This is a genomic window from Pseudomonas sp., assembly GCF_030698175.1.
Classification (GTDB): domain Bacteria; phylum Pseudomonadota; class Gammaproteobacteria; order Pseudomonadales; family Pseudomonadaceae; genus Aquipseudomonas.
Window position 1 is genome coordinate 20,018 of sequence record NZ_JAUYNT010000002.1, and the last position, 13,328, is coordinate 33,345.

Genomic DNA, 13,328 nt, shown 5'->3' on the forward strand with positions numbered 1-13,328 from the left:
CGCGTAGGCGGCAGCTGAGCACTTAGTCGTTGGCGCCAGGGTCGGCCGCCAGACGGCCGGCATGCTTTTGCAGCGATTGCAGAAACTCCTGCTGCAGCTCTGGGTCGTTGCGGGTGAGTTCGATCAGGCTTTGCTCCAGCTCGCTGGCTTCTTCTTCCAGGCCTAAATCGGCCAAGCGCTTAACCCTATGCACCCATTGGGCGACGTCATCGCCTTCTAAATCGTCAAATATCAACCTATGGGCTTCCACCAGCTTGCCGCGCAGTGAGCGACTAACCAGCAAGGTCGCTTGGGCCTGGGTGTCGTCTTGTGGGTCGATAACGCTGAGCTGCAATTTGCCGATACGGCTGATATTGGCTTGTTCGGCGAACGGGCTGTCGAGCAGGTTCAGGCGCAGTATGCCCTTGCTGTCGGTGCTGAGTTCGTGGTGCTGCTTGCCGGCAATGACGCTGACCGGACGATCCGCCCAGGGCAGGCTGGAATACTCTTTGCGCGTAGCCAGTTGGTTTTCATCGGTGCCGGCCAGGTTTTGCTGTGAGCGACCGTGGGACTCGACGTTTATGGCTGGGTTGAGCCCAGCGAAACCGTAGTCAAACCAGCCCTTGGTGGCGCTGTCTGGCACGCTGCCAAAGGTCACGATGTTGGCCACGTTGGCGCCCACGCCGGCCACTACCGCGCCGGCGCCCAGCGGCACCTCATACAGCTCGCGCCAGCCTTGGTAAGGGGTATAGCGGTCGTAATGACGGCTCACCTCGAATTCGGTGACCTCGAAGGTTTTTTGTTCGAGGATGCGCACCCGGCGTTGCGGCAGCTCCAGCAGTGGCGGCTCGCCCACGTCAATCTGCAGACTGTGCTCGAGTAATTTGCGCTCGATGCGTTGCTCGTGCTCGCTGCGCTGCCCCAGTTGGTTGGCGCAGCCGCTCAGCAGTAGTGCGCCACACAGGGCGGCGACGGTTTGAACTGCATTTGGGCGGAACATGTAGCCTCGCTTAGCCGCGGATGCGCGCTTGCAAAAACGCCAAAACGTCAGCGGCAGGAAGCGCCTGGGGCTCAGTCTCACGACGGCTCTTGTACTCCAGGTTGCCGTCGGCCAAGCCGCGATCACTGATGACGATGCGGTGCGGAATGCCGATCAGCTCCATGTCGGCAAACTTGATGCCGGGACTGGTCTTCTTGTCGCGGTCGTCCAGCAACACTTCGAAACCAGCGGCGGTCAGTTCGGCGTACAGCTTGTCGGTAGCCTCGCGTACCACTTCAGTCTCGTAGCGCAGCGGCACCAGGGCGATCTGGAACGGCGCCAAGGTGTCATTCCAGAGAATGCCGCGCTCGTCAAAATTCTGCTCGATGGCGGCGGCCACCACACGCGAGACGCCGATGCCGTAGCAGCCCATGGTCAGAATCACCGGTTTGCCGTTTTCGCCCAACACCTGACAGTTCAGCGCGGTGCTGTACTTGGTGCCCAATTGGAAGATATGCCCGACTTCGATGCCGCGCTTGATCACCAGGGTGCCTTGACCGTCCGGGCTTGGGTCGCCGGCGACCACGTTGCGCAGGTCGGCAACCGCAGGCAGCGGCAAGTCGCGCTCCCAGTTGACGCCAAAGTAGTGCTTGTCATCGATGTTGGCGCCGATGCCAAAGTCGCTCATCAGGGCTACGGAGCGGTCAACAATGCACGGCAGCGATAGGTTCAATGGGCCCAGGGAGCCGGCGCCGGCGCCAATGGCGTCGCGCAGTTCGGCCTCGGAGGCGAACACCAGCGGGCTGGCAACCTGTTCGAGGTTGGCGGCTTTGATTTCGTTCAGTTCGTGGTCGCCACGAATAATCAAGGCGATCAGCTTGCCGGCTTCGCTGCTGTGCACGACCAGGGTCTTAACGGTTTTCTCGATGGCCAGACCAAATTGGTTGACCAAGTCGTCGATGGTTTTGGTGTTCGGCGTATCGACCAGGCGCAATTTTTCAGTGGCCGCGCCGCGCGCCGTTTCCCGTGGGATGGCCTCGGCTTTTTCGATGTTGGCGGCGTAGTCTGAGCTGTCGCTGAAGGCGATGTCGTCTTCACCAGACTCGGCCAGCACATGAAACTCATGGGAGCCGGTGCCGCCGATTGAGCCGGTGTCCGCTTCTACCGGGCGGAAATTCAGCCCTAGGCGAGTAAACACGTTGCAGTAGGCTTGGTGCATGCGGTCGTAGGTCTGTTGCAGGGACGCTTGATCCTGGTGGAAGGAGTAGGCGTCTTTCATGATGAACTCGCGGCCGCGCATCAGGCCAAAGCGCGGGCGGATTTCGTCGCGAAACTTGGTCTGGATCTGGTACAGGTTGAGCGGCAACTGCTTGTAGCTGTTGAGCTCGTTGCGGGCCAGATCGGTGATCACTTCTTCGTGGGTCGGGCCTGCGCAAAACTCGCGGCCGTGGCGGTCTTTCACGCGCAGCAGTTCCGGGCCGTACTCTTCCCAACGGCCGGATTCTTGCCAGAGTTCAGCCGGTTGAAACAGCGGCATCAGCACTTCCAGGGAGCCGGCGGCGTTCATCTCCTCGCGCACTATCGCCTCGACCTTGCGCAATACCCGCAGTCCCATCGGCAGCCAGGTGTACAGCCCCGATGCCAGGCGGCGGATCATGCCGGCGCGCAGCAGCAACTTGTGACTGATGACGACTGCGTCAGAGGGGGTTTCTTTAAGGGTCGAGAGCAGATACTGGCTGGTGCGCATGATTGGCCGTTTTGTCAGTTGCGAAGGCTTGGAATCTGTTCAATATCGGCGCCAGTGCGGGTATTGCAGCCCCGCGCGTAACGATATTGAGCAGCTGCTTGGAATAGCTGGCCATTGTACGGTGCCTGTACAGTCGCGTACAGGCGGCCAGCCTGATAGCGAGGGGGAATGCCGGTGAGTGTGTTAACCGCAGAACAGGTGCAAAGTTTGATTCGTCTGGGCGTGCCCATGGCGGACGATATCGACCTGAAAATTGATCATCTGGATATGGATAAGGCCGTGGCGCGGGTGCCGTTTCACGGCAAATTGGTGCGCCCGGGCGGCACGCTGTCGGGGCCGGTCATTATGTCGCTGGCCGATGCGGCCATGTATGCGGTGGTGTTGGGGCGCTTGGGGCGGGTCGAGATGGCGGTCACCGCCAACTTGAATATCAATTTCTTGACCAGGCCTAAGCCGATTGATCTGGTCGCCGAGGCGCGCATCTTGCGGCTGTCGCGCCGGCAAGCGGTGTGCGAGGTGTCTCTGTATTCGCAGGGTGAAGATGAGTTGGTCGCCCATGTGACCGGTACTTACGCCTTACCGCTGTAGTGTTTGCTGCAAGGTTTTGCAGGCAAAGAAAAGCCCGGCGAACCGGGCTTTTTTATGCTGCTACGAATTACCGCTGAGTTACAGAATGCTTAGCGGGTATTCGGCGATCAGACGTACTTCGTTTACGTCGGGGCCGTAAACGCCGTTGGCTTGCTCGTTGCCACGGTACACAGCTTCACGCAGACGCAGGGACAGGTCTTTGGCTACGCCGTCTTGAACCACATACTTGGCTTCGAAGTTCTGCTCCCACTCCTTGCCACCTTTGGAACTGCCTGGAGTGCCGGTGTAGACGCCGCTGTTGTCGTGGCTGTTGTCCATTTCCGAGCCGCGAACATAACGGGTCATGAAGCTCAGGCCAGGAACGCCGAAGCTGGTCATGTCGATGTCGTAACGAGCTTGGTAGGATTTCTCGCCAGCGGCGTTGAAGTCGCCGTACTGAACCGAGTTGGCCACGAAGATCGAGTCGCCACCAACGTAGTCAAACGGAGTGTCGCCACGTACTTGCTGGTAAGCCACGGTGAACTTGTGTGCGCCGAGGGTATAGGACGGAGCCAGGGAGAAAGTGGTGTTGCCGATTTCGCCAGAGCGCGCATCACCGTACTCGTTGGTGCGGTAGATGTTGAAGTCCACTGCAAGCTTTTGGTCGTCTGCCAACTCAACGGCGTAGTTGACGTTGGCGTAGTACTGGCGCCAGTTATCTTCAACTTCCGAGGCGTAGAAACTGGTGCTCAGCTCGTCGGTTACGCCGTAAGTGGCGCCGAAGTAGGAGATAGAGTCAGCGGTGGCGCCTGAGTAGTTAGTCGCCAGATCGTCGTCGAAGTTGGTTTCATTGCGATTGCTATAGGCGGTGAAGTGGCCGGCTTCGGCAACCAGGCCGCTGATTTCTTCGCTCATCACGTTGAAACCGGTAGCGGTTTCTGGCAGCAGGCGCGAGTCAGAGGTGGCGAATACTGGAGCAGCGGTGCGCTGATCGCCGTACTTCAGTACGGTTTCAGATACGCGCAGTTTTACCGCGCCGCTGGCTTTGGCGTATTCGTCGTGAGCACGGCCATCATCATCGTCCAGAGACAGCAGGCCAGTACCGCTGGTGCCTTTGCCGCTGTTCAGTTTCAAGCCAAGGTAGCCAAAAGCGTCAACGCCAAAACCAACGGTGCCTTGGGTAAAGCCCGAGGAGTAGGTGAGCATTTCGCCCTGAGCCCACTCATTGGTCATATTTTTGCCAGGAGCGTTGTTTTTGAAGTCGCGTTGAAATGCGAAGTTACGGCTCAGCAGGTCAAGGGTGCTGTCTTCAACGAAGCCCTTGGAATCGGATTGGCTAGATGCCACGGCCAGTTGGGTCGTTGCCGCGGCGATTGCCAGGGCCATTACGCTCCACTTCATCATTTGCATTGGGTTTGCTCCTTTGGTTTTAAAATTTTCAGTCCAGCTTATGTGTACGTGTGGACGGGTGTTCTTGTTGTGTCGGCGTCGAATTTATAACACGCAGGCACTTGTGGCGATAGTTGCGGTCTTAGTGCCCGACATTTTTCGGCGGGGTGTCGCATTTGTATAAGTTGAGTGTCGCAAGAGTCTTGGTTTAACTGCCGATCTGTGCTTTTGCCCGTGTTGCTTAAACCTTGGTTAAGGTTGATTGCTGAAAATCCATCCCAGGCAGTCATAACGGCTAGGGCTGGATGGTATGCAGTTGCCTTGGGAACATCATGCAGGGGTGTTGTCCCGGATCGGGCACGACCCCGCATTGTCGCTGCATTTACTTAAGCATAATCCGTGCACAAAGCGTCGAAGCGAGATAGAAAACTTTATTCGTGTGCGTTTTGCTGAACACTGCGGGGCGAAAATTGAGCACTGCATGCCCTGTCTGCTGGGGCTGGAGAATGCGGCCGGGCAATTACAGGCGGCCGTGGGCATTTGTGGTGCGGATGTTGGGGAGCGGTTTTTAGAGCGTTACCTCGCCCGCCCCATCGCGCAAGAGATTACCGCCGGTAACGGTCGTTACCTTCGTAGGCACGAAATCGTTGCGGTGGGCAGCCTGGCCGCAGTGGGCGTGGGGCATGCACGCCTATTAATAGTGGCGCTGGCTGACGTGCTGCTAGGGTTTCGATGGGTGACGTTTATACCGGCACTACGACCTTGCCTCCGGCCAGTCCAAAGCTGTGTGTCTGGATGCGGCGCTGCAGTTGCGAGTGGCGCAGAGTCTTTGACCGGTCAGCGCGCCCGATGAGGTCGAGCACCGGCCTCGGTTTGTCGATTGTGCAGCGGGTGGTTGAGCTGCATGCGGGTTCGATTGAGCTGCGGACTCACCCTTTGCTGGCCTTGGGGTGCTGGTGGCTTTGCCGCAGCAGCTCTGAGCGGGCGCTGGGCGGCACAAGCGGGTATCCTGAGCGGCATTTTCGCGGTGGCGGCGCTTGGCCCGCTACGCTGCAATTACTTGACGTTAATGGGGAGCCGTCGGCATGTTTAGTCTCGATCCACGCTTGCAACAGGACACCTTGGTGGTCGGCGATTTTGCCCTGTGCCGCTTATTGCTGATGAACGATGCGCAGTTTCCCTGGTTTATTTTGGTGCCGCGCCGCGAGGAAATCAGCGAGCTGTTTCAACTGGATGCCGATGATCAGCGGCTGCTGTGGCAAGAAACCACGGCGCTGGCAGAAACCCTCAAAGACACCTTTGCCGCCGACAAGATGAATGTTGCGACCCTGGGCAATATGGTCAGCCAGCTGCACATGCATGTGATAGTGCGCCGCCGTGAGGATGCCGCCTGGCCGGCACCGGTCTGGGGTAAATTGCCGGCACAACCCTACAACGCCGAGCAACTGGCGCCAGTCTTGGCCAAGTTGCGGATGGTGTTGACCGATGATTTTAATTTTCTGCCGGGTGAGCTATGAGTGTGGAGGCGCGGATCAACGAGCTGGAATGCCGTTTGACCTTTCAAGACGACACCCTTCAAAGCCTCAACGATGTGGTGGTGAGTCAGCAGCGACAAATCGATCACCTGCAACAGCAAATAGCCGCTCTGATTAAGCGCCAGGAAGAGCAGCAAAGCCAATTTGGCCTGGAAGACAACCACACACCGCCGCCGCATTACTAGGCGGGCATAAAAAAGCCCGCATCCATGGATGCGGGCTTTTTCGTTTTAGCTGGCTAAATCAGCATGCGTTACTCAGCGGCGGCTGGGCAGTGCGGCGATCACGTCTTCAGCTTGCAGGCCTTTGTCGCGTTGCATCACGGCGAACTCGACGCGCTGGCCTTCAACCAAGACCCGGTGACCTTCGCCACGGATAGCGCGAAAGTGCACGAAAATATCGTCGCCGGAATCGCGCGAGATAAAGCCAAAACCCTTGGAGGTGTTGAACCACTTCACGGTGCCGGTTTCGCGGTCGCCCAAGTCTTGCGGCGCTGGCTGACTGTAAGCACGATTTTGCCGCAGGTTAAGGGTTAGATTTAAAGCAACGGCGGCGGTGATGGCCAAAAATGCAAAGAGCGCTGCTGGTTGGGTGCCGATCAATGGCATTGGGGCTAGCAGAATCATGGTTTGCAGGGCGACGGCAAATACCAGCAGTACCGACACCAGGTTTTGCAGACGCTCGCGGCTTTGCGTGACTTCTGGGGCGTAGAGCAGGTTAAACAGGCCGAATAGGCCTAGATAGAGCGCGTCAGGTTGTTGCAAGTAGGGTAGGGCTTCATTGCGCAGGCTGGGGATAAAGGACAGCAGCAACGCAGCTGCGCCGGTTAACAGGTGGACAATTTTCAACATGTTTAATTAGCTCACTTCAAGATGGATAACGAGGAAGAGCAGAGCTTGCGTGGTTCGCCATGTAGGCAAAAATGGCGTTGGACAGGCACACAGCATCGGCCTATGCGCAAATGGCGAAGAGCTCGCCGTTTGCAGCACGGGGCGTATTTAACAGCAAAGTGCGAGGGTACTCAAATCAAGCGCTTAAAGCCGCTGGAGGGGAGGTGGGTTGCACCTGATTGCGACCACTGTGCTTGGCCTTGTAAAGCTGGTCATCGGCGCGGGTGATCAGGCCTTCAGGGTCATCACCAGCTTGGGCGAGGGCCAGGCCAAAGGAGGCGGTAATGCTGTCGATGACCTTGTCGGTGCTGCGTATTTTGACCCGTAGTGCTTGGATTTTTAGGCGCAAGCTCTCGGCAAAGGCATAGGCGGTTTGCAGGTCGTTACAGTCGCGCATGATCACGCAAAACTCTTCGCCACCGTAGCGTGCCGCCATGGCTCTGGCGGGGAGAAGGTCGCGCAGCAGTTGACCGACATGCTGCAGTACTCGGTCGCCGAGCGGATGGCCATATTGGTCGTTGAAGTTTTTGAAGTGATCAATGTCCATCATTACCAGTGCCAGACCGCGATAATCGCTTTTCAAGGCTTTGCTCAGTAGATGAGTAAAGGCGTTGCGATTGAATATTTGCGTCAGGTGGTCGAGGGTGGCAGCCATGTGCGCGCGGTCTAGCTGGGTGCGCAAATGCTGAATTTCAGTTTGCGCGGTACGCAGGCGATAGAGGAATTTCTCTTGCTGTGCCTGCATTTGTTGGGTGCTTTCGTGTAACTCGCTAAGCACGTTCGGCAGGTTTTCATCCTGTGGATCGCGCAACGCTTGCAGACCAAAGATCAGGCTTTCGTTGTAGGCAGCACTGCCCTCGACGTTACGGGCGACATCGCCTTCGATATCATCGACCAGTTCAACCACTTGCTGTTGGTTGATCCGCGCGTCGTCTAACTCATTGCAGATGATGTATTCGCGAAACAGCTTAAGCGCGGTTTCTGGCGGGAATACGTCAAAATCACCGACGATTTTCTCCAGCCGCTTGTTTAGGTCGGGATTTTTCCCTTGGCTGTAGGTGTACCAGAGTGCGTAGTGCACCGGATTCGGCGCAATTTGATGGCGCATCATCAGCGGAACGGCCTGCTTGAGCAGGTCGGCTGACTCGCGCGACTCCTCTGGATACTGGTCGAGGACCGAGGGTGTTTTAGGTGGTTGGCTCATGCTGTCACTGCGGTCAAAGATCTGTATTGGCACAGAATAGAGTAGTCAGACGGCCAGTGACTAGCTGAGGCCACAGATTGACTTGAGTTATTGCACCGGCGCCGATCATGGGTGGGCCAAATTTGGGCTGGTTTGCAGGGCGCGATTAAACACGTCAACCCAATGGCTACTGAATTGACTGCCAGCGAGGTCGTTGATCTCCAAGATGGCGCGCATTAACGGGCGTTTACTTAAGGTTTGGTGGGCGCGCTCATGGGTGCGGGCGTCGAAGGTGTCGACGATATTGAGAATTAATGCGCCGGGGCAGATTTCGGCTTCGGTCAGCCCTTTCGGGTAACCCGAGCCGTCGGCGTGCTCCTGGTGTTGCAAGATGATTTCACTGGCGGCGGCCCAGCTGGGCATTTTGCGCAGCAGGTCAAAGCCCATGCGTGGATGCGACTGCATTTGCCGGCGCTCTTCGCGACTTAGACGTTGTTCTTTATGCAGCAGGTCCAGCGGTAGAAATGCCATGCCCAGATCGTGCAGGCACACCGCGGCGGCCAGTTGTGCCGGTGCCACTGGGCTGCCGCCAAGCGCATTGATTGTCAGGGTCAGGCTTAGCAGGCGCTGGCCGCGCCCCGCCCAGAAGTGTGAGCGTTGTTCACTGGCCTGCATCAGCTCGGCAAAAAACAGCAGGTCGGCATCGCCACCGATACCATGCTGATTGAGCAAGTGCTGCACGTGCGACTGCTCGCGCTCCGGCGGTAATTGCAGCTGGGTGCTGGGGTCGAGTTGCTGCAGCAGGTTACGCCGCTGCTCGGTTTGCCGGGCGGGCGGGCTGTGGGCGAGGGCATGCAGGGCTTGGCAAAGATCCTGTAACTGGCCGGCATTCAGTCGCGCTTCGGCGCCGCCCAAGGCTTCGCGAATCAACTCGCGCAAGTGGTCGAAGCTCAGTAGCAGCACGTCGCCGAGCAAGCTGTCGAAACTCAGGCGGCTCTCCCGCAGGCCGTCGAGGATGTCTTCAATGGCCTGGGGTAGCGGCGCCAAAGCGTCGAGGCCAACAAAACTGAGGTTGCCCTTGAGGGTGTGCACCACGCGAAACAACTCATGCAGGCGCTGCTCATCGGTGGGGAAGTGCTCAAGTTCAATCAGCAATTGCTCGCAGCGCGGGAATTGCTCGGCGGCGTCTAAGCGGAAGTCTTCGACCAGATCATTGGACAGGTCGGCGGGGCAGGGGATGGTCATGGCGGCTCTCCGCAAGGTAACAAACCAAGGCAGCTGAAACAGTATAGATGGCCCTGAGCAGGTGAATGGGTCAGGCGGCTGCGCGGGGTCGATTAACCATATATAATCGCGCCCCTTGCCTTTGGACGCGGTCTTGCGCTGCTGTTTTTTTGCTTATTGAGAAGAGCCAATGCCGATTTACGATTACCAATGCACAAGCTGTAATCACCAGCTGGAAGCCATTCAGAAATTTAGCGATGCGCCGCTGCTCGAGTGCCCGAGCTGTAAGGCGCCTGAGTTGAAAAAGCTGTTGTCCATGCCCGGTTTTCGCCTGAAAGGCAGCGGCTGGTATGAAACTGACTTTAAAACCGGCGCGAAAAAGAACCTGGCTGGTGGCGATAAATCCGAGTAGAGCCCGCTCAAAATGGTCGCAAACGCAGCATGATCAAGTGCAGCAGATATTGAAGCGGCTCTTAAGCAAAACCCCGAATTCTAGAATGACGAGAACCTAAAATCATGATGCGCAGCCATTATTGCGGCCAGTTGAACGAAGCCCTGGACGGCCAGGAAATCACCCTTTGCGGTTGGGTCCACCGTCGTCGTGACCATGGTGGGGTGATTTTTCTCGATATTCGCGACCGTGAAGGTTTGGCCCAGGTGGTGTTCGACCCTGATCGCGCCGAAACCTTTGCCATCGCGGACCGCGTGCGCAGTGAATATGTGGTCAAAATCACCGGCAAGGTGCGCTTGCGCCCAGCCGGTGCCGGCAACGCCAACATGGCTTCCGGCGCGATTGAAGTGCTGGGCTATGAGCTGGAAGTGCTGAACGAGTCGGAAACTCCGCCGTTCCCACTGAATGAATACACCGACGTTGGCGAAGAGACCCGCCTGCGTTATCGCTTTATCGACCTGCGCCGCCCGGAAATGGCCGCCAAGTTGAAGCTGCGCTCCAGAGTCACCACCAGCATTCGTCGCTACCTGGACGAAAATGGCTTCCTCGATGTGGAAACGCCGATCCTCACCCGCGCCACCCCAGAAGGCGCGCGTGACTATCTAGTACCGAGCCGCACCCACGCCGGCAGCTTCTTCGCCCTGCCGCAGTCGCCACAACTGTTTAAGCAGTTGTTGATGGTGGCCGGTTTCGACCGTTACTACCAGATTGCCAAGTGCTTCCGCGATGAAGACCTGCGCGCCGACCGCCAGCCGGAATTCACCCAGATCGACATCGAAACCAGCTTCCTCGATGAAGCCGAGATCATGGCGATCACCGAAAAAATGATCCGCCAGCTGTTCAAGGAAGTGCTAAACGTCGAGTTCGGCGAGCTGCCGCACATGACCCTGGCCGAAGCCATGCGCCGCTACGGTTCGGACAAGCCAGACCTGCGTAATCCGCTGGAATTGGTGGATGTTGCCGATCAGCTGCAAGAAGTCGACTTCAAGGTCTTCAGTGGCCCGGCCAACGACCCTAAGTGCCGCGTAACGGCCCTGCGCGTACCGGGCGGCGCCAGCATGCCGCGCAAGCAGATCGACGATTACACCAAGTTTGTCGGCATCTACGGCGCTCGCGGCTTGGCTTACATCAAGGTCAACGAGCGCGCCAAAGGCGTCGAAGGCCTGCAGTCGCCAATCGTAAAAAACATCCCGCTGGATAATCTCAACGTGATCCTTGATCGGGTTGGCGCGGTAGACGGCGATATCGTGTTCTTTGGCGCCGACAAATTCAAAGTGGTCAGCGAAGCGCTGGGCGCACTGCGGATCAAACTCGGTCACGACCTGAATCTGCTGACCTGCGAATGGGCGCCGCTGTGGGTCGTAGATTTTCCGATGTTCGAGGAAAGCGACGACGGCAGCCTGACCGCCATGCACCACCCGTTCACCGCGCCGAGCTGCAGCCCAGAAGAGCTGGAGGCCAATCCGGCGGCCGCCCTGTCGCGCGCCTACGACATGGTGCTGAACGGCACCGAGTTGGGTGGCGGTTCGATTCGTATCCACGACAAGTGCATGCAGCAGACCGTGTTCCGCGTGCTGGGCATCAGCGAAGAAGAGCAGCAAGAGAAGTTCGGCTTCCTGCTCGATGCGTTGAAGTACGGCGCACCGCCCCACGGTGGCCTGGCCTTTGGTCTGGACCGTCTGGTGATGCTGATGACCGGCGCCCAGTCGATTCGTGAAGTGATCGCCTTCCCGAAAACCCAGAGCGCCGCCTGCGTCATGACCCAGGCACCGGGTGCGGTGGATAACAAGGCGTTGCGTGAGTTGCACATCCGCTTGCGCGAGCAGCCGAAAGCCGAGTAACGGCTTGGCGGTGTTGCGTCGAACCCGCTTGCTAGATGCTGTCTACAAGCGGGTTCCTTGTATCTGCATGAGTTGATATTTAATCGTTAAGAATGGGGTGAGTTATGGCTGGTCATTCCAAATGGGCCAACATCAAGCACCGCAAAGGGCGCCAAGACGCCAAGCGCGGCAAGATTTTCACCAAGCTGATTCGTGAGCTGACGGTCGCGGCCAAGGGCGGTGCGCTGGTGGCGGAAAATCCGCGCCTGCGATTGGCGGTGGATAAAGCCCTGACCGCCAACATGACCCGCGACACCATCGACCGTGCCGTCGCCCGTGGCGCCGGCAACACCGATGGCGATAACGTCGAAGAGCTCAGTTACGAGGGTTACGCGCCCAATGGCGTCGCGGTGTTTGTCGAAACCATGACCGACAACCGCAATCGCACCGCAGCCGCGGTGCGGCATGCCTTTGTTAAGTGTGGCGGTAATCTGGGTACCGACGGTTCGGTGGCCTATATGTTCGACCGTAAAGGCCAGATCAGCTTCGCCCCGGGCGTGAATGAAGATGCCTTGCTGGAAGCGGCGTTGGAGGCGGGTGCCGATGACGTGGTGGTGGCCGATGATGGCTCGGCAGAGGTGTACACCTCCTTTAGCGACTTTCACTCGGTCAACGAGGCGCTGGCAGCGGCGGGTTTCAAAGGTGATGAGGCCGAAATGGCGATGATTCCATCGATCATGACCCCGATTACCGAGCTTGAGGTCGCCCAAAAGGTGCTCAGGCTGATTGACATGCTGGAAGACCTGGATGACGTGCAGAGCGTCTACCACAACGCCGAAATTGCCGATGAGCTGATAGATCAGTTGGACTGATACTGCTGGCGGTGCACAAACCGGAAGTTGCCTTAGGCGCTTCCGGTTTTTTTATGCTTGCTGCGAGTGACGCCGTCGCCGGGACTCCCTATACTCGCAAGCTGGATATATAAACAGTATGGCGCTTTAAGTGAGTGAACGGGCATGACGCTGATTTTGGGTATAGACCCTGGCTCGCGGATCACCGGTTACGGCGTGGTCCGGGATCTTGGGCGTGGTTGCGAATACGTGGCTTCTGGCTGCATTCGCACGGGCAGCGGGCCGCTGCCGGAGCGCTTGCAGATCGTCTTTCGCGGCGTGCGCGAGGTGATTCAAAGCTTTGAGCCGATCACCATGGGCATTGAGCAGGTGTTTATGGCCAAGAACGCCGACTCGGCGCTCAAGCTCGGTCAGGCCCGTGGCGCGGCCATAGTGGCGGCGGCCGAAGCTGGTCTGGAGATTGCCGAATACACTGCCACCCAGGTGAAGCAGGCAGTCACCGGCAGCGGCGGGGCGGCCAAGGAACAGGTGCAGTTAATGGTCATGCACCTGCTAAAGCTCACGCAAAAGCCGCAAATCGATGCCTCCGACGCCTTGGCGATTGCCCTTTGTCATGCCCATAGCCGGCAAAGTCTGCTGGCCCATGGCCTGCTCGGCGCGCGCAGCCGAGGCGGGCGCCTGCGTTTATAAACCCCGCATTCAAGTTATGGCTG

14 protein-coding genes and 1 pseudogene are annotated in these 13,328 nt (G+C 58.2%); 8 read left to right on the plus strand and 7 right to left on the minus strand.

Going from position 1 to position 13,328, the window contains the following annotated elements:
• Positions 1-22: 22 nt before the first annotated feature.
• Together Q8R10_RS00735 and Q8R10_RS00740 are read right to left on the minus strand one after the other, a co-directional pair.
• On the minus strand, positions 23-979 hold the full coding sequence (locus Q8R10_RS00735) for a hypothetical protein (protein WP_305650103.1): 957 nt from the start codon (positions 977-979) through the stop codon (positions 23-25).
• Positions 980-989: 10 nt separating this feature from the next.
• On the minus strand, positions 990-2,705 hold the full coding sequence (locus tag Q8R10_RS00740) for a proline--tRNA ligase (protein WP_305650105.1): 1,716 nt from the start codon (positions 2,703-2,705) through the stop codon (positions 990-992).
• Between the two features lie 168 nt (positions 2,706-2,873).
• On the opposite strand from Q8R10_RS00740, the gene Q8R10_RS00745 reads away from it, so the two are divergent.
• Positions 2,874-3,293, plus strand: coding sequence for a PaaI family thioesterase (locus Q8R10_RS00745; protein ID WP_305650107.1), 420 nt, complete (start codon positions 2,874-2,876; stop codon positions 3,291-3,293).
• Positions 3,294-3,371: 78 nt separating this feature from the next.
• Here Q8R10_RS00745 and Q8R10_RS00750 read toward each other — a convergent pair whose 3' ends face one another.
• Entirely contained in the window at positions 3,372-4,682 is a 1,311-nt protein-coding gene (locus tag Q8R10_RS00750) for an OprD family porin (RefSeq protein WP_305650108.1), read from the minus strand.
• A 289-nt stretch (positions 4,683-4,971) separates the two neighbouring features.
• On the opposite strand from Q8R10_RS00750, the gene Q8R10_RS20790 reads away from it, so the two are divergent.
• The 3 genes from Q8R10_RS20790 to Q8R10_RS00760 all read left to right on the plus strand — a co-directional run bounded on the left by Q8R10_RS20790 (position 4,972) and on the right by Q8R10_RS00760 (position 6,381).
• Positions 4,972-5,514, plus strand: coding sequence for a thermostable hemolysin (locus Q8R10_RS20790; RefSeq protein ID WP_371133274.1), 543 nt, complete (start codon positions 4,972-4,974; stop codon positions 5,512-5,514).
• A 232-nt stretch (positions 5,515-5,746) separates the two neighbouring features.
• Positions 5,747-6,178: an HIT domain-containing protein gene (locus Q8R10_RS00755; RefSeq protein ID WP_305650110.1), complete on the plus strand. Its 432-nt coding sequence runs from the start codon at positions 5,747-5,749 to the stop codon at positions 6,176-6,178.
• Positions 6,175-6,381, plus strand: coding sequence for a SlyX family protein (locus Q8R10_RS00760; RefSeq protein WP_305650112.1), 207 nt, complete (start codon positions 6,175-6,177; stop codon positions 6,379-6,381). The genes Q8R10_RS00755 and Q8R10_RS00760 overlap by 4 nt, the downstream gene beginning before the upstream one ends.
• 72 nt (positions 6,382-6,453) lie before the next feature.
• Here the strand turns inward: Q8R10_RS00760 and Q8R10_RS00765 are convergent, their stop codons facing one another.
• The 4 genes and pseudogenes from Q8R10_RS00765 to Q8R10_RS00780 all read right to left on the minus strand — a co-directional run bounded on the left by Q8R10_RS00765 (position 6,454) and on the right by Q8R10_RS00780 (position 9,514).
• Positions 6,454-6,678 (minus strand): cold-shock protein, encoded by a 225-nt coding sequence (locus Q8R10_RS00765; protein WP_305650214.1) that lies wholly within the window; start codon positions 6,676-6,678, stop codon positions 6,454-6,456.
• 108 nt (positions 6,679-6,786) lie between these two features.
• A pseudogene (locus Q8R10_RS00770) lies at positions 6,787-7,047 on the minus strand (cold shock domain-containing protein membrane protein); the annotation flags it as partial.
• 175 nt (positions 7,048-7,222) lie between these two features.
• The gene (locus tag Q8R10_RS00775) at positions 7,223-8,290 is read right to left on the minus strand and encodes a GGDEF domain-containing protein (protein ID WP_305650114.1); all 1,068 of its coding nucleotides are present in this window, start codon (positions 8,288-8,290) and stop codon (positions 7,223-7,225) included.
• A gap of 105 nt (positions 8,291-8,395) precedes the next feature.
• Positions 8,396-9,514 carry an HD-GYP domain-containing protein gene (locus tag Q8R10_RS00780; RefSeq protein WP_305650116.1) on the minus strand — a complete coding sequence of 373 codons (1,119 nt, stop codon included), beginning with the start codon at positions 9,512-9,514 and terminating at the stop codon, positions 8,396-8,398.
• Positions 9,515-9,683: 169 nt separating this feature from the next.
• Here Q8R10_RS00780 and Q8R10_RS00785 point away from each other — a divergent pair, with 169 nt between their 5' ends.
• The 4 genes from Q8R10_RS00785 (at position 9,684) to ruvC (ending at position 13,305) form a co-directional block, all read left to right on the plus strand.
• Entirely contained in the window at positions 9,684-9,905 is a 222-nt protein-coding gene (locus Q8R10_RS00785; protein WP_305650118.1) for a zinc ribbon domain-containing protein, read from the plus strand.
• A gap of 104 nt (positions 9,906-10,009) precedes the next feature.
• Positions 10,010-11,785: an aspartate--tRNA ligase gene (gene aspS / locus Q8R10_RS00790; RefSeq protein WP_305650120.1), complete on the plus strand. Its 1,776-nt coding sequence runs from the start codon at positions 10,010-10,012 to the stop codon at positions 11,783-11,785.
• 104 nt (positions 11,786-11,889) lie between these two features.
• Positions 11,890-12,636 (plus strand): YebC/PmpR family DNA-binding transcriptional regulator, encoded by a 747-nt coding sequence (locus tag Q8R10_RS00795; protein ID WP_305650122.1) that lies wholly within the window; start codon positions 11,890-11,892, stop codon positions 12,634-12,636.
• Between the two features lie 144 nt (positions 12,637-12,780).
• The gene (gene ruvC, locus Q8R10_RS00800) at positions 12,781-13,305 is read left to right on the plus strand and encodes a crossover junction endodeoxyribonuclease RuvC (RefSeq protein ID WP_305650124.1); all 525 of its coding nucleotides are present in this window, start codon (positions 12,781-12,783) and stop codon (positions 13,303-13,305) included.
• Positions 13,306-13,328 lie beyond the last annotated feature (23 nt).